Below are 16,197 nucleotides of genomic sequence, written 5' to 3' on the forward strand. Positions count from 1 at the left end.
CAATATTAAAACGGACATTTATTATTGAGCGTCACACTGATAAAAGAAAAGCGCTTGATAGGTTGATAATACGAATTAATAAAAATCATATATATTTACGCTCGGAAAGTTTAACATTTTTTTCATAATTTAGTCCACTCATTGATACATGGCGGACTGATCACATAGAAAGTAGGTGAGTGTCCGGATCGCGCTATAAAATATAAAAAAGTCAACTGAAGAGACATAGGAGCGAACGATGAAAAAACGGGCTGCAGGACGCAGCCGTCAACCGAACAGGAGGCACTTGTTAGTAAGCGGAGGAAGACGAAAGCTGGTCGTCTGAATAATCCAGCAGGTTACTCGACCTTACTCGTGAAGCAACGATATGGGCCCGTCCTCCCGGACTTGGCATTACATATTGTGCTTAAAAGGTTTTTGCATCATCTAAATCAAATAAACAACGTCTAAATCTAAAACAGCGACCAATTATCTGAACACTTAAGCCAGGGGCTTAAACGAACACCATTGTCCAGGATCATTACTGTCACCGCAACCGGTACAACATCCCGGATCAGGATTTTATTGTCTACTAAAACCTTTTAGTACGTATAACTAACATGGATATACGAATTAAGAGATGGCCATGCCATTGCTATCAGGTATCAGAAATCATCTTTCAAAATCTAAATTGCTCATGAAGAAAGGATTATTCCTTTGGTTGTTCGTGACCATCTGTATGCTGCAGGCATACGCGCAAACACGGACCATTACCGGTAAAGTAACCGATGCTAAAGACGGCACTCCCTTGCCTGGTGTAAACGTGCTCGTTAAAGGAACTTCAAAAGGCACTATTTCCGGGCCGGACGGACAATTCAAGCTGGAAGCGCCCGCAGGAGCCTCCCTCATCTTTTCCTTTGTGGGATATGCCAACCAGACCATTGTGACAGACGCCAGCGGCAACGCGCTCACAGTGGCCCTCAAAGGCAGCAACCAGTCACTCAACGAACTGGTGGTAACAGCATTGGGTATCAAACGCGACAAACGCACCCTCACCTACGCTACACAGGAAGTGAAAGGCGCCTCCATCGTGGAAGCGAAACAAAACAACCTGGTAAATGCCCTCTCCGGTAAAGTGGCTGGCGTACAGATCACCAACTCCAGCGGTATGCCCGGAAGCTCCGCCAGGATCGTGATCCGCGGTAACAGCTCCCTCACCGGCGGCAACCAGGCCCTTGTCGTGATCGATGGTATCCCCATGGACAACAATGAGGCTGGTAACCCTGATGGCGCCCTCAGTGGCGGCGGTACTTCCAACCGCGCTGCCGATATTGATCCTAACATCATCGAAAGCATCAACGTGCTGAAAGGCTCCGCAGCAACTGCTCTCTATGGTTCCGCTGCTGCCAAAGGCGCGATCATCATCACTACTAAAAACGGTATGGGCGCCGGCTCAGGTAAACCCACCGTCTCCGTAGGCACCAGCTACTCTTTCGAAAATCCTATCCTGCCGAGCTTCCAGAGCAAATATGCACAGGGAACCGGTGGTAAATATGTAAATGGTAATGCAGGCCAGTTAGGCTCCACTTCCTGGGGTCCACTCATCGATACCCTGAAGGTAGGCGGAGTACCTGTTCCTAAAAGAGATAACGTAAAAGACTTCTTCCGCACAGGTCACACCACGGATAACAACGTGTCCGTAAGCGGTTTCGGAGATAAGTCCAATTACCTGGTATCTTACTCTTTCCTGAAGACTAACGGTACCATGCCTAACACCGATTATTCCAGGCATGCGCTGTTCGTAAAATATGGTGTAGAACTGGCTAAAAACCTTCGCCTCACCACGCAGTTCAACTACATCTACTCCGATAACCACCGTTTGCTGGAAGGTAACAGCCTCGCCAGCCCGCTGTGGACCGTCTATGCCGCGCCTATCTCCTGGAATCCGCTGCCAACTACTAAACCAGACGGCTCCCAGCAGGTGTACCGCGCTGCCCGTAACAACCCTTACTGGCTCCTGGATAACACCGGCCTGCGCGATAAAACCAACCGCATCATCCCGGTGATCAACCTGTCTTATTCTCCGCTCTCCTGGCTGACCATCACCGAAAGATTCGGCGCCGATATGTATGTTAACAATACCGATTATCATGAAAATGTGGGCGTTATCGGTTCTAAATCTGTTGACGGCAGATTATATAAACGCGATATCCAGTACCAGCAGTTCAACCACGACCTGATGATACAAGCGCGCAAAAACTTCGGTGAAGACTGGACCACCGACCTGCTCATCGGTAACAACATCCTGTCCAACTACAACAACAATAACTACGTGGAAGGTGTGGCGTTATCTGTTCCCGGTCTGTATACCGTTGCTAACACCAGCAACGTGAGCTCTACCTACAACCTGTACAAAAGCAGAAAAGTAGGTTTCTACGCACAGGCAAACGTGGAATGGAGAAAGATGCTGACACTGGCCCTCACCGGCCGTTACGACGGTTCTTCCGTACTGTCTAAAGACAAACAGTTCTACCCTTACGGATCTGTAAGCGGCGGCTTTATCTTCACCGAAGCGCTGGGCATGTCCGACAACAATATCCTGAACTTCGGTAAACTGAGAGTGTCCTATTCCGCAGTAGGTAACGACAACGTAGGTCCTTACTCGTTAACAACACCTTACATTAAGGCATCTGTGGGTAACGTTAATTTCCCCTTCCAGGGACAGAACGGTTATCTGCAAAGCACTACTTACGGTTTCCCGCTTAAAAACGAAAGCGTGAAGGAATTCGAAGTAGGTCTGGAAACCAAATTCTTCCGGAACAGAGCCGGACTGGAAATAAGCTATTTCGATAAGAAAAGTGAAGACCTGATCACCACTTCTCCGCTTTCCGGCGCTTCCGGTTACCCTACCGCTACAATGAACTCCGGCGATATGCGCAACAAAGGCGTAGAAGTAGTATTGAATATTACACCGGTGAAAACCAAAAACCTGACATGGGACATCGGTGTTAACTACACAAAAATCAAGAACACTGTGACCAGGCTGGCGCCAGGTTTGGAGAGCATCTTCCTCGCCGGTTTCACTACCCCTGGTATCTACGCTTTTGCTGACAAGGGTTATGGCGTGATCATGGGTACTCACTTCAAACGCAACGATGCAGGGCAGATGCTGCTGAGCGATGACGGTTATCCGCAGGTGGCAGACGATATCGCCCCTATCGGTTATGTAACGCCGAAATGGCTGGGTGGTATCACCAGCACCCTCACCTGGAAAGCGCTGACCTTCTCCTTCGTACTGGACCACAAACATGGCGGCGACATCCTCAACCTGGACAACCACTACCTGCTGTTCTACGGTACGCCTAAAGTAACCGAGAACCGCGGTTCCAATGTGGTATTCCCAGGTATCATTGAAAGCACCCAAAAACAGAATACACTGTCAGTGCCATTAACACAGGGCTATTATACCGATATCTATTCTGCGGCAGATGAAAGCTCTATCGAAGACGGTTCTTACCTGAAATTAAGGCAGGTGTCACTGGGTTACAATTTCGGCGGTATGCTGAAAGGAACACCTTTTAAATCACTGGCGCTGAACGTTACAGGTACCAACTTTATCCTGCATAAAAACTATACCGGTTCAGATCCGGAAGTGAGCCTCAACGGAAGTGGTAACGGACAAGGTTTTGCCAACTTCATGGCGCCGTCCAACCACACCGTGATCATCGGTTTAAAAGCAACCTTTTAGTAGTATTTAAAAGCATAACAATCATGAGAAGACTATATATAGCCACCATATTTTTAGGTACCGTGCTGTTGGGTAGCGGCTGTAAAAAATTCCTGGATGTGAACCAGGACCCTAATAACCCGATGGACGTATCGGAGAAACTGATCCTTCCGCCCGTGGAAGTGACCGTGTCCACACAGGTGGTAGGCGGCTACAATGGCGTAAATAATGCCTACTGGATGCAACAGCTGTCTCAAAACCAGCCGTCTCCCGGCCAGGAAACGTTCCGTATTTTTCCGGTGGATGTGGATAACACCTGGACGTATTACATCTATCCGAACATCCTTAATAACCTGCGCCTGATGATGAACCAGGCAAGGACTGCCGGTCATAATGAATACATGGCGATCGGTAAAACGCTGTATGCCTTTAACCTCGCTATTGCCACCGACGTGTGGGGCAATGTGCCTTCCAGTGAGGCCATGAAGCTGCCGGAGGTTTCCAGGCCGAAATATGACAGCCAGGAATCGATTTATCAGCAACTGCAGGTACTGCTGGACAGCGCCATCTATTACGCTGGTCAACCGAAAAGCGCTATCGCTCCCGGTACAGACGATTACATCTACCAGGGTAATATGGCAAAGTGGAAAAAACTGGCTTATATGCTGAAAGCCCGTTTTTACCTGCGCCTCACCAAAGCGCCTGGCCATACCGCTGCTGCTCAGGCTGATCTGGCACTGGCTGCGCTGGCCAACGCTTTCGCGGACAACAGCGACAACGCAACGGTGTCTTACACCGGCGGCGCACAGGCCGAAAGCCCCTGGTTTAAAAATACAGAACCCGGCGCCGGCGGCGTGGTGATGAACAAAACGTTCATCGACTTCCTGAAAAACAATAATGACCCGCGTCTGCCCATCATCGCCACCAAAGACGTTGACGGCGGATATACCGGCCGCGTACCGGGCGCTACTACCATCCCCGACCCGACAGTGCTTTCACAGGTAAACAGCTTCTACGCAGCAGCCGATGCGCCGCTGTTCCTCGCTACCTATGCCGAAGCGCTGTTCATCAAGGCGGAAGCCACTTTCATCAAATCCGGCGCCGCCGCCGCCACGCCTGTTTACCAGGCAGCGATCAAAGCGCACATGGACATGCTGAAAGTAGACGGCGCTGCGGCGCAGGCGTATATCAACAGCCGCCCTGCACTCACCGCTGCCAATGGCATCAAAGAAATCATCTACGAAAAATACGTGGCCGGCTTCCTCTCCATCGAAACGTACAACGACTGGAGACGTACCGGTTACCCCGAACTGCAGCTGCCGGAAAATCCTTTCGTGAACTACATCCCGAGAAGATGGCCTTATCCTTCCAACGAGATCCTGGCCAACCCGCAGCCTGATCATAAGGTTACTACCGCTGACCGTGTATGGTGGGATGCGAAATAATTACGAATTACGAATTAAAAAAGCGAAGACCTGAGCGATGTATGTTTGCTCAGGTCTTCGCTTTTATCTTCGCTTACGAATTCGTAATTCGTAATTCGTAATTGATTACCGGCTGTAGTTCGGCGCTTCTTTCGTGATTACCACATCGTGCGGGTGGTTTTCTTTCACGGTAGCAGCGGTGATTTTTACGAACTGTGCACCCTGTAAGGCTTTCACGTCTTTGGAACCGGTGAGGCCCATACCGGCGCGCAGGCCGCCAACGAATTGCTGGATCACTTCGGACAGGTAGCCTTTGTAAGGTACGCGGCCTACGATGCCTTCCGGAACGAGTTTCTTGATATCGTCTTCGTCCTGGAAGTAACGGTCTTTACTGCCTTCCTGCATGGCTTCGATAGAGCCCATGCCGCGGTAGGATTTAAATTTACGGCCTTCGTAGATAATGGTTTCTCCGGGACTTTCTTCCACACCGGCGAAGATGGAACCTGCCATGATGCAGGAGGCGCCGGCAGCGATGGCTTTTACCATATCGCCGGTATAACGGATACCGCCATCGGCGATCACCGGAATGCCCATTTTCTTCAGTGCTTCAGATGCTTCCAGGATGGCAGACAGCTGAGGGAAACCAGCGCCGGTGACGATACGGGTGGTACAGATAGAACCAGGTCCCACACCTACTTTCACCGCGTCGGCTCCTGCCTGAGCGAGCGCCAGTGCACCTTCTGCAGTGGCCACGTTACCGGCGATCACCTGCAGTTTAGGGAAGGCTTTCTTTAATTTTTTGAGCGTGTTGATCACCGCGATGGAGTGACCATGGGAGCTGTCCAGGCACACTACGTCAACACCTACGTTGATGAGGGCCTGGGCACGGTCCAGTACATCAGGGGTAATACCGAGAGCAGCACCTACCAGCAGGCGGCCGAATTCATCTTTTACGGCATTGGGATAGCTGGTCAGCTGGAGAATGTCGCGATAAGTGATCAGGCCAACCAGTTTACCTTGTTTGTTAACAACCGGCAGCTTTTCTATTTTATATTGCTGAAGGATTTTTTCCGCCTTTTTCAGGTCGGTGCCTTCTGGTGCTGTGATGAGTTTTTCACTGGTCATTACTTCAGACACCAGGCGCTTTTTGTTTCTTTCAAAACGCAGATCCCTGTTGGTCAGAATACCAACCAGTTTGTTATTGTCATCGATAATGGGAATACCACCAATGCCGTTTTCTTTCATGAGCTTCAGCGCCTGGCCAATAGTGGCGTCGGCTTTCAGGGTAACGGGGTCCATAATCAGACCGCTTTCGCTACGTTTTACCCTTCTTACCATCTCCGCTTGTCTTTCGATGCTCATGTTTTTGTGGAGAATACCTATACCCCCTTCTCTCGCCAGCGCGATAGCCAGGTTGGCTTCTGTCACAGTGTCCATAGCCGCTGATACCATTGGTATGTTCAGGCGCAGGTTCTTGGTGAGTTGCGTGGAGATGTTTACTTCTTTAGGCAGAACTTCGCTGTAGGCCGGCACGAGGAGCACGTCGTCAAAGGTAAGGCCGTCAGCTACAAATTTGGGTTTAGATTTTCCCGCAGGCATGATGCAATTATTAATCAGTTAAAAAATAATTGCACGCAAATGTAGCTCTATTTTGCCAATAAATAAAATATTCACCGCCAACGCGCCGGGGAGCGACTGTTAACATTACGTTATTAACCCACGCAATATCTTTAGATGACCAGCTCGTAACGCTGTCCGGGCAAGCTTTTGAGGATGCTTTGCATTTCCATGCTGAACACTGCTTCCGCTACCTCGCTGCCGGTAAGGCCGGTCAGCAGATACAACTCTTCTACGTGCCGGGGCGACTTCTCCCGCAGTAGTTGCATCAGTTTTTGTTCATTGTCTGACAATTGTAAAAACAATTCCCGCTGTATAACCGGCGGCCGTGAACGCTCTTCCCAGCCCATCATCTGTAAAACGTCCGCCGCTCCGGTGATTAACATCGCTTTATTGTTTTTTATAAGATGATTGCAGCCTGCCGCCTGCGGATCATCCGCTCTGCCCGGAATACAGAACACATCGCGGTGGTAACCGCCCGCCAGGTCGGCGGTGATCAGCGATCCGCCCTGAAGCCCGCTTTCTATAACGATAGTGGCGTCACAGATGCCGGCCACAATACGGTTACGCTTCGGGAAATTTTGCCTGTCAGGCAAATGGCCACTCATAAAGTCGGTCAACAGCCCGCCCTGCGCCATCATGGCTACCGCCGTGTTTTTGTGCGCAGCAGGATAAATACGGTCCAGCCCATGCGCCAGCACGCCAATCGTAGGCGTACCGGCCTGTAAAGCCGTTTCGTGGGCTAATATATCGATGCCATATGCCAGTCCGCTCACCACCGTCACCTGTGCGGCAGCCAGCTCTTCCGTCAGTTGACGGCACATACGCCGTCCATAGGCAGAGGGTTTCCGCGTACCCACCACACTGACCATCCGGGGGACATTCAGCGAAGCGGTGCCTTTGTAATATAACAGCGACGGACTGTCGTAACAGTGGTGCAGGCGCTGCGGATAATCCGGCTGCGTACAGAACAACGCCCGGATACCATACTTCTTCATAAAATGAATTTCTTTCTCCGCCTCACTGAAATCGCGGAAAGCACAGATGGCATTGGCCCTGATGCTGCCCACTGTTTCAATGCGTTCCAGCTCGCGCCGCCGCGCACGAAAAATATCGCCGGCGCTGCCAAACGTCTCCAGCAGCTTACGGATAATGACATCGCCGATTAATGGAATACGGGTTAAGGCTACCTGGTATAGTAACTCCTCGGGCATAACAAACAATTTCCTTTTAAATTACGATTTTCCCTTCAGCACGCATGTTGCCGGAACCGATTATTTTTGCAGTCAACAACAGTAATTTTTTATGATGATGAAACGGTTATGGTCAGGCGTACTGCTGCTGGGAATGCTGGCCTGTAAGACAACAACTCCGGTCGCTGTGCAAACATCCGCTGCGCCGGCCACACAGCTCACGCCTTATGGTCCTGCATGGGCCGCCTTATGGCAGCAACAGGCAGGCGAATACAAAGCCCTCTGCCTGCAAGCCTATCAGCTGGCAGCTTTGCGGCTGGACCAGTACCTGGCGCAGCCCCATCATCTGCCCCTCGCTGTGGTAACAGATATAGACGAAACGGTGCTCGACAACAGCCCGTATTCTGTTCACCAGGCACTGAACGGCAAAAGTTATGACGATAAAAGCTGGATGGAATGGACCGCCAAAGCGATCGCCGATACAGTACCGGGCGCTCCTGCTTTCTTTAAATACGCGGCTTCCAAAGGCGTAAAAGTGTTTTACATCACCAACAGGCTGGAAGCGGAAAGGGCTGCTACCCTGAAAAACCTGCAGCACTATGGCTTCCCGGATGCTGTTGATCAAAATTTGTTGCTGAAAACAGCCGGCTCCGGCAAAGAACCCCGCCGCCAGCAAGTGTTGCAGCAGTATGAAATTGTAATGCTTTTTGGTGATAACCTCAGCGATTTCTCCGCTATCTTCGATAAAAAACCGGTGGCAGAAAGAAATGCCGCCGCCCTGCAATCCGCTGCCAGCTTCGGCAGCCGGTTTATCGTGCTGCCCAACCCGATGTACGGAGACTGGGAAGGGGCGCTGTATAATTATCAGTATAGGCTCACACCGCAACAGAAAGACAGCGTGATGAAAGCGCGGCTGCGGAATTACTAGGATTCTTTCACGCAAAGCGCGCTAAGTTTTTGATTTTTTTTTGAGAAAATTTAAGAACGCAAAGGAGCGGAGATCAGCTATCAGATAGATATTTGCTTATCGAATTTGTCTGTTAAAAACAAGAACGTAATCATTTTATGCAATCTCCGCTCCTTTGCGTTCTTAAATTTTCTCAAAAAAAAATCAAAAACTTAGCGCGCTTTGCGTGAAAACTACTCCACGCCTACGATACGGAATACCGTTCTCCTGTTGGCAGCGCGGCCTTCTTCTGTATCGTTGCCCGCAATGGGTTGTGTTTCCCCGTAACCCCTGGACGTCAGGCGGTTGATGTTGATACCTTTGTCTGTCAGGTATTTCACGACCGCTTTTGCACGGTTGGTGGACAGCGTGATGTTATCTTTATCTGAGCCCACATTATCGGTATGACCGGCAATTTCAATCTTAAGCGAAGGGTTGTCCTGCATCAGTTTCACGAGTTTGTCCAGCTCGGTCACTGAAGCGGGTTCCAGGCTGTACTGGTTGCTCTGGAAGAAGATATTGTGCAGGATGATGCTGGCGTTAACGGCCAGTGGTTGTAAGGGAATGTTTTTCTCAAAAGGTGTTCCCGGGTGATGATCTTTCAGGGAGAAGTTATCGGAGTAAAAGAGGTATCCCTTTTTATTGACGTGGAAAGCGTAGTCCTTGCCTACAGGCAACGGTGCCAGGAAGTCGCCGTTATCGTTTGTCTTCACGGCGGCTATCGGGTAACCTCCCTGCAGGTCTATCACGTCGATATTGGCGGTAAGCCTTTTATGTGTGGTGGTATCGTACACATATCCTTTTACGTAGAGTGTTTGCAGCGGGCGTGCTTCGGGGTAGAGTTCAAAGCGGTAGATATCCAGAGCACCGCGGGTATCGGACCGGTCGGAGGCAAAGTAGGCGGTTTTACCGTTGGCTTCCACAACCAGGGAGGCGTCTTCATCGATGGTGTTGATAGGGTAGCCGAGGTTGGTGGCGGGTCCCCAGCTGCCGTCAGGCTGACGGCGGGAATAGAAGATATCGAGGCCGCCATAGCCGGGGTGACCGTTAGAGGCGAAATACAGCGTCTGGCCGTCGGCATGGATGAAGGGAGTGGTTTCCCGGCCGCGGGTATTAATGTTGGGACCAAGTCTCTCCGGAGCGCTCCAGCGGCCGTTTTCAAGGCGGCGGCTCATGAACAGGTCAGCGCCGGCGTCGGTGGTTTCGCGGGCAAAATACAGCGTTTGTTTATCGGCGGAGAGGCAGGGTTGTGATTCCCAGTCCCGCGTATTGATGGGCGCGCCGATGTTCCGGGGCGGCGTCCAGCCATTGGCTGTTTTTTCGGAATAGTAGATGTCGCAGCTGCCTTTGCCTTCGGGGAATTCGCAGCCGGTGAACACGAGCAGGGTACCGTCCTGCGAGATGTTCTGCGCGCCTTCGTTGAACGAGCTGTTCACCGGTTCACCCATGTTCTGTGCGGGCTGCCAGCCGCTGCTGTCACGGCGGGAGATGAAGAAATCTTCATTACGGCCGTTGACGCGGCGGGTATAAATAAGTGTCTGTGCGTCGATGGTGAGGGAGGGGAAGTATTCCGGGTCTTTGCTGTTGATCTGGTCTCCCAGGTTTTCCGGGTGAAAAGGTACCTGCTGGCGCTGTGCGACCGCGAAGGTATAATTGGCTTTCAGTTTCTCCGCGTTGGCGCCGGGTGATTTGGCAGTGGCGAGATATTGGGTGATCGTGTTCAGGGCGCCCTGGAAATCGCCGGTGCCGGCCATGGCGCGGGAGTAAGCCACCAATACAGGTTTCAGGCCGCTGCTGTCCAGCTGTTTGAGTTTGGTAAAGCTTTCTTTGGCGGAGGCATAATCTTTCAGGTCTATGTAACAGAGGCCCATCTGGCCGTAGGCGTCGGTGAAACCGGGAGCGGCTTTGAGTGCATTTTGCAGCAGGGCGATGGCTTCCCTGCTTTTGTACATACGGACGGCGTCTACCGCCTGATCAAAAAGGGCTTTGGCTTTCTTAGGGGCTGTTTCGTAGGTGACTGTCTGGGCCTGTATCTGCAGGCAGCAGCACCATAAACAGGCGGATAATAACAGCGCACGTTTCATAAGAGTATCTGGCTTGTGTAACGAAGATAGAAGATAAAACGAAGAAGCCGCTGCTTTCATTGCAGCGGCTTCTTCGTTTTTATCGCTATCCTGTTAAGGTACGTTGATGTATTTGTGTACCTGTAAAGACAGGCCCCATTCGGGGTGATCTTTGATGTAATCTATGATCAGCGGCGTCATTTCGGCGCTGCGGTCCCATTCCGGCGCCAGGTACAGCTTACACTGTTTGCCGACCAGTGCGGCGTATTTCTCTGCCCAGGCAAAGTCGGATTTGTTGAAGATGACCACCTTCAGTTCGCTGGCCACTTTACATACTTCCGGCAGCGGCGCCTTGAACTTTTTGGGTGACAGGGTGATCCAGTCCCAGCTGCCGCTGAGCGGAGAGGAGCCGGATGTCTCCATGTGGGTACGGAACCCTTTCTTGTGCAGGGCTTTGGTGAGTGCGTCGAGGTTGTGCATTAAGGGTTCGCCGCCGGTGATCACGGCGAGGCGTCCCGGGTGGGAAGCGGCCTCTTCCACGATGTCAACGATTTCCCGTTGCGGGTGTTTGGCAGCGTCCCAACTCTCTTTTACGTCGCACCAATGGCAACCTACGTCGCAACCGCCCAGCCTGATAAAATAGGCAGCCTTGCCCTGGTAGTAGCCCTCACCCTGAAGGGTGTAGAAGCTTTCCATCACGGGCAGGGTGCTGGTCTTAATATTTGTGGTAATAACTGACATGACTTACGGCACAAAGTTCGGGTTTTACCTGAACTTTTAGTTCATACTTCCTTTCAGGCCGATGTTGGCGTGATAGGTATTTTTCAGCAGTGCTGCGATGGTCATAGGACCTACGCCGCCCGGCACAGGTGTGATAAAGCTGCATTTAGGCGCTACTTCATCAAATTTTACGTCTCCTTTGAGGCGGAAACCGCTCTTTTTGGTCGCGTCTTCCACACGGTTGATCCCTACGTCCACTACTACGGCGCCTTCTTTCACCATGTCTGCGGTCACAAAGTCCGGTTTGCCGATGGCGGCGATGATGATATCGGCCTGGCGGCAGATTTCGGCCAGATTTTGTGTGCGGGAGTGGGTGAGGGTAACAGTGCAGTTGCCCGGGTTGGTGTTACGGCTCAGCAGGATGCTTACCGGCGTGCCGACGATATGGCTGCGGCCTATTACCACGGCGTGTTTGCCGGCGGTGGGAATGTTATAATGTTCCAGCATCAGCATGATGCCATAAGGAGTAGCGGGAATGAAAGCCGGTAAACCGCTGACCATTTTACCTACGTTCATCGGGTGGAAACCGTCTACGTCTTTGCTGGGATCGATGGTGTTGATCACCAGTTCTTCGTTGATGTGTTTAGGTAAGGGCAGTTGTACCAGGATACCGTCCACGTCTGCGTTTTCGTTGAGCAGGATGATCTGGTCCAGCAGGTGTTTTTCGGAAATTTGTTCGTCAAAACGCAGCAGGGTGGAGTTGTAGCCGCATTCTGCGCATGATTTCACCTTGGAAGCTACGTAGGTTTCGCTGGCGGGATTGTTGCCTACCAGTATAGCTGCGAGATGAGGTACTTTTTTACCAGCAGCCTTTAATTCAGCCACCTGGGTGGCTAATTGGGCTTTAATAGCCTCAGAAACTAGTTTACCGTCTAAAATTTGCATGTGCAAAGGTAATGAAAATGAGGAATTACGAATATCGAATTCTCCATTTACAGACGGGAGAGGGAAAGAAGGAGTAAATACAGGCTAAAAGAGACGGATGAACCGCTAAAACAAAGGGCTTTCGCTGGCATCCGGCAAAACAAGCGACATGGGCAGCGCTTGTTTTGCCCGGGCGTTGCGCCCGTCAGAATGCGCGATAGTGGAAATTATAAGGCAAAACATGCATCAACATCTCCCTGCCACCCGCGGGTGGCAGGGAGATGTTGATCACAAAAGGAATATCAGATTTTTGGAGCGGCAGCGAGTATTTCGGCGTCTGCAGCGGCAGCATATTTTTCAAAATTGCGGATGAACTGGCCAGCCAGGTCTTTCGCTTTTTCGTCGTATGCGGCTTTATCGGTCCAGGTATTGCGCGGGTCCAGGATTTCAGCCGGAACACCGGGGCACGCGTCGGGCATGGCCACGCCGAATACCGGGTGATGATGGAAAGTGGCGTTGTCCAGCAGGCCTTTCAGGGCCGCAGCGATCATCGCACGGGTATAGGCAAGTTTGATACGGTTGCCGGTGCCATAAGCGCCGCCGGTCCAGCCGGTATTGATCAGCCATACGTTTACCTGGTGCTGGCGCATTTTCTCACCGAGCATCTGGGCGTACTGTGCCGGGTGCAGGGGGATGAAAGGTGCACCGAAACAGGCGCTGAAGGTGGATTTAGGCTCCGTAACGCCCGCTTCTGTGCCAGCCACTTTCGCGGTGTAACCGGAAATGAACTGGTACATGGCCTGTCCTGGCGTAAGCCGGGAAATAGGCGGTAATACGCCGTAGGCGTCGCAGGTGAGGAAGAATATGTTTTTAGGGATGCCTCCGATGGAAGGCTCCAATGCATTTTCAATGTAAGTCAGCGGGTAAGATACGCGGGTATTCTCCGTAATGGCGCAGTCGGCATAGTTGACCGTGTTGGTGCCGGGGAAGAACTGAATGTTCTCCAGCAGGGCGCCGGGGCGTACTGCGCGGAAAATCTGCGGCTCTTTTTCTTCAGACAGGTCGATGCATTTGGCATAACAACCGCCTTCGAAGTTAAATACGCCGGTGGATGTCCAGCCGTGCTCGTCGTCACCGATCAGTTTACGGGAAGGATCAGCGCTGAGGGTGGTTTTGCCGGTGCCGCTCAGGCCGAAGAAAATGGCGGTATCGCCGTCATCTCCCTGGTTGGCCGAGCAGTGCATGCTCAATACCTGCTTGTCATGCGGCAGTACATAGTTGAGGATAGTGAAAATACCCTTTTTGATTTCGCCGGTATAGGCGCTGCCGCCGATGATGATGGTTTTACGGGAGAAGCTGACCATGCTGAAGTTACCCTGACGGGTGCCGTCAACGGCGGGATCTGCGAGGAAACCAGGCGCCTGGATCACGGTCCAGTCGGTATGCATATAGTCCAGTTCTTCTTCCGTTGGACGCAGGAACATATTGTAGGCAAACAGGCTGGACCAGGGCAGTTCGGTTACCACCTTGATGTTAACCCGGTAATCCTGGTCTGCACAGGCGTAGCAGTCACGCACCCACACGTCTTTCCCGGTGAAGTAGGCGGTGATTTTTTTGTACAGATTGTCAAATACCTCCGCGGAAACGGGGATGTTAAAGTCGTTCCAGTTAACAGTGTCAGCTGTGAGGTCGTCTTTTACGATAAACTTGTCTTTGGGTGATCGGCCGGTGAATTGGCCGGTGTTGACGGCGAGTGCTCCTGTGTCGGCCAGTACGCCTTGTTTTTTGGCTAAGGTCTGTTCCACCAGTTTTTCCGGGGACAGTTGGTAGAATACATTCGACACATTCTCTATGCCCAGTTCCCGTAAGTCAGCAACAGGGTTCCTTACGCTACTCATTTGCATAAAAAGCAAGATTGTTTTGGTGTAAAAGCAAAACTAGGCAATTTTTGATATCGTCAAATTTTATCGGTGTTACACCATTAAAATTTAGAAAAAATGAGTGGTACTTGCAGGTATTATTGACAGATTTCTAATTTGGCTGCGTTTCCTTGCAGTATTTCAAAAGCCCGGTGTGTGAATATAACATTAAGTATTTGCAAGAGAGTATCAGTTTTTAACAAGTGCTCTCCGCTTTTTGACCAGTTTGCCTGAATTTGAATTTATCGCACTGCGGATTCATGAAATCACAAAATTTTGCCCTAGGTTTGGAGCCTCATTTGAAATACAGACGATATGAAGAATTTGCCCTTGGACTCGCAGCTGTTTGTTAAGAACCGCGCGCGTTTTGTGGCCAAAATGGAGCCACAGTCAATAGCTATTATCAACTCTAATGATGAATTGCCGACCAACGGTGATGCGTTGTATAAGTTTAAACAAAACTCCGATCTGTACTGGCTTACCGGTATCGATCAGGAAGATACCATGCTGGTATTGTTCCCTGACAACCCGGACCCGAAATACCGCGAAGTACTGGTGCTGGTGCGTCCTAACGAACTGAAGGAAAAATGGGACGGTCACCGTCTGCGCAAAGACGAAGCCTTCGCCGTTTCCGGTATCGCTACCGTGGTATGGCTCGACAGCCTCGACGCCCTGTTGCAGCAATGGGTCAACGATGCTTCCAATATCTACCTGAACTCCAACGAAAATAACCGCAAATCCAGCCTGATTGCGGTAAGAGACTACCGCTATGCGCAGGAAATGAAGCTCCGCTACCCGTTGCACAACTACCTCCGGGCAGCTGTGATCTTCAAGGAACTGCGTGCGGTGAAAACGCCGGAAGAAGTGAAAGTGATGCAGGAAGCGGTGGATATTACGGAAAAAGCGTTCCGCCGCGTACTGAAATTTATCAAACCCGGCGTGTGGGAACACGAAATACAGGCGGAAATTGTACATGAATTTCTGCGCAACCGCTCCGCCGGCGAGGCTTACGGCTCTATTATCGCCTCCGGCGACCGCGCCCGTACCCTGCACTATGTGTACAACAACCAGGAATGTAAAGATGGGGAGCTGATCCTGATGGACTTCGGCGCGGAATACGGTGGCTACAATGCCGATCTTACCCGTACCGTTCCGGTAAACGGTAAATTCACCGACCGCCAGCGTCAGGTATACAACGCCTGCCTGCACCTGCACAACTACGCCAAAAGCATCCTCCGGCCGGGTATCACCATCGCAAAATACCACGAAATGGTAGGAGTGGAAGCCGGTAAAGAGTTTGTGAGACTGGGCCTGCTCACGGAAGCGGACATCAAAAACCAGGACCCGGAAGCGCCGGCTTACCGCAAATACCTGTACCACGGCATCTCCCACCACCTGGGCGTAGACGTGCATGACCTCGGCCCGTCTTTCCACAAACCGATTCCCGAAGGCGCTGTAATGACCGTTGAACCGGGCATCTATATCGAAGAAGAAAAAATGGGCATCCGCATTGAAAATAACATCTGGCTTACCGCCAGCGGCAATGTGGACCTTTTCAAAAATATTCCTGTCACTGCCGAGGAGATCGAAGCACTGATGAAATAGACATTACGAATTACGGATTACGAATTACGAATTGAGAATTCTTTTATAGAGCGGTGATTTAGTGACCCTCCCATAAGGAA

The 16,197-nt window shown here is 51.2% G+C and carries 10 protein-coding genes; 4 read left to right on the forward strand and 6 right to left on the reverse strand.

The annotated features are described in order from the left end of the window. The first annotated feature begins 676 nt into the window (after positions 1-676). Together HF324_RS05595 and HF324_RS05600 are read left to right on the forward strand one after the other, a co-directional pair. Positions 677-3,727 carry a SusC/RagA family TonB-linked outer membrane protein gene (locus HF324_RS05595; RefSeq protein WP_168810290.1) on the forward strand — a complete coding sequence of 1,017 codons (3,051 nt, stop codon included), beginning with the start codon at positions 677-679 and terminating at the stop codon, positions 3,725-3,727. A 23-nt stretch (positions 3,728-3,750) separates the two neighbouring features. Further along, positions 3,751-5,151: a SusD/RagB family nutrient-binding outer membrane lipoprotein gene (locus tag HF324_RS05600; protein WP_168810292.1), complete on the forward strand. Its 1,401-nt coding sequence runs from the start codon at positions 3,751-3,753 to the stop codon at positions 5,149-5,151. 105 nt (positions 5,152-5,256) lie between these two features. Here the strand turns inward: HF324_RS05600 and guaB are convergent, their stop codons facing one another. Together guaB and dprA are read right to left on the reverse strand one after the other, a co-directional pair. Further along, on the reverse strand, positions 5,257-6,729 hold the full coding sequence (gene guaB, locus HF324_RS05605) for an IMP dehydrogenase (protein ID WP_168862084.1): 1,473 nt from the start codon (positions 6,727-6,729) through the stop codon (positions 5,257-5,259). Between the two features lie 131 nt (positions 6,730-6,860). Further along, entirely contained in the window at positions 6,861-7,961 is a 1,101-nt protein-coding gene (gene dprA / locus HF324_RS05610; protein ID WP_168810296.1) for a DNA-processing protein DprA, read from the reverse strand. Positions 7,962-8,052: 91 nt separating this feature from the next. On the opposite strand from dprA, the gene HF324_RS05615 reads away from it, so the two are divergent. Further along, a complete protein-coding gene (locus HF324_RS05615) occupies positions 8,053-8,868 on the forward strand; it encodes a 5'-nucleotidase, lipoprotein e(P4) family (RefSeq protein ID WP_168810298.1) in 816 nt (271 codons plus the stop codon). Between the two features lie 212 nt (positions 8,869-9,080). Here HF324_RS05615 and HF324_RS05620 read toward each other — a convergent pair whose 3' ends face one another. From HF324_RS05620 to pckA, 4 genes are all read right to left on the reverse strand, one after another. After that, a complete protein-coding gene (locus tag HF324_RS05620; protein WP_168810300.1) occupies positions 9,081-10,970 on the reverse strand; it encodes an OmpA family protein in 1,890 nt (629 codons plus the stop codon). A gap of 93 nt (positions 10,971-11,063) precedes the next feature. Beyond that, positions 11,064-11,690, reverse strand: a complete 627-nt coding sequence (locus HF324_RS05625) for a 7-carboxy-7-deazaguanine synthase QueE (protein WP_168810302.1) — start codon at positions 11,688-11,690, stop codon at positions 11,064-11,066. 36 nt (positions 11,691-11,726) lie between these two features. After that, positions 11,727-12,554: a bifunctional 5,10-methylenetetrahydrofolate dehydrogenase/5,10-methenyltetrahydrofolate cyclohydrolase gene (locus tag HF324_RS05630; protein WP_309475655.1), complete on the reverse strand. Its 828-nt coding sequence runs from the start codon at positions 12,552-12,554 to the stop codon at positions 11,727-11,729. Positions 12,555-12,895: 341 nt separating this feature from the next. Continuing rightward, entirely contained in the window at positions 12,896-14,497 is a 1,602-nt protein-coding gene (pckA, locus tag HF324_RS05635; protein WP_168862085.1) for a phosphoenolpyruvate carboxykinase (ATP), read from the reverse strand. Positions 14,498-14,827: 330 nt separating this feature from the next. Here pckA and HF324_RS05640 point away from each other — a divergent pair, with 330 nt between their 5' ends. Then, the gene (locus HF324_RS05640) at positions 14,828-16,117 is read left to right on the forward strand and encodes an aminopeptidase P N-terminal domain-containing protein (protein WP_168862086.1); all 1,290 of its coding nucleotides are present in this window, start codon (positions 14,828-14,830) and stop codon (positions 16,115-16,117) included. Positions 16,118-16,197: the final 80 nt, after the last annotated feature.

This window comes from Chitinophaga oryzae (genome assembly GCF_012516375.2).
Taxonomy (GTDB): Bacteria; Bacteroidota; Bacteroidia; order Chitinophagales; family Chitinophagaceae; genus Chitinophaga; species Chitinophaga oryzae.

Bases quoted from the DNA above. Each gene is read 5' to 3' on its own strand.
- HF324_RS05620 (WP_168810300.1), bottom strand. From the start codon at position 10,970: ATGAAACGTGCGCTGTTATTATCCGCCTGTTTATGGTGCTGCTGCCTG.
- guaB (WP_168862084.1), bottom strand. From the start codon at position 6,729: ATGCCTGCGGGAAAATCTAAACCCAAATTTGTAGCTGACGGCCTTACC.
- dprA (WP_168810296.1), bottom strand. From the start codon at position 7,961: ATGCCCGAGGAGTTACTATACCAGGTAGCCTTAACCCGTATTCCATTA.
- HF324_RS05640 (WP_168862086.1), top strand. From the start codon at position 14,828: ATGAAGAATTTGCCCTTGGACTCGCAGCTGTTTGTTAAGAACCGCGCG.
- HF324_RS05615 (WP_168810298.1), top strand. From the start codon at position 8,053: ATGATGATGAAACGGTTATGGTCAGGCGTACTGCTGCTGGGAATGCTG.
- HF324_RS05600 (WP_168810292.1), top strand. From the start codon at position 3,751: ATGAGAAGACTATATATAGCCACCATATTTTTAGGTACCGTGCTGTTG.
- HF324_RS05625 (WP_168810302.1), bottom strand. From the start codon at position 11,690: ATGTCAGTTATTACCACAAATATTAAGACCAGCACCCTGCCCGTGATG.
- pckA (WP_168862085.1), bottom strand. From the start codon at position 14,497: ATGCAAATGAGTAGCGTAAGGAACCCTGTTGCTGACTTACGGGAACTG.
- HF324_RS05595 (WP_168810290.1), top strand. From the start codon at position 677: ATGAAGAAAGGATTATTCCTTTGGTTGTTCGTGACCATCTGTATGCTG.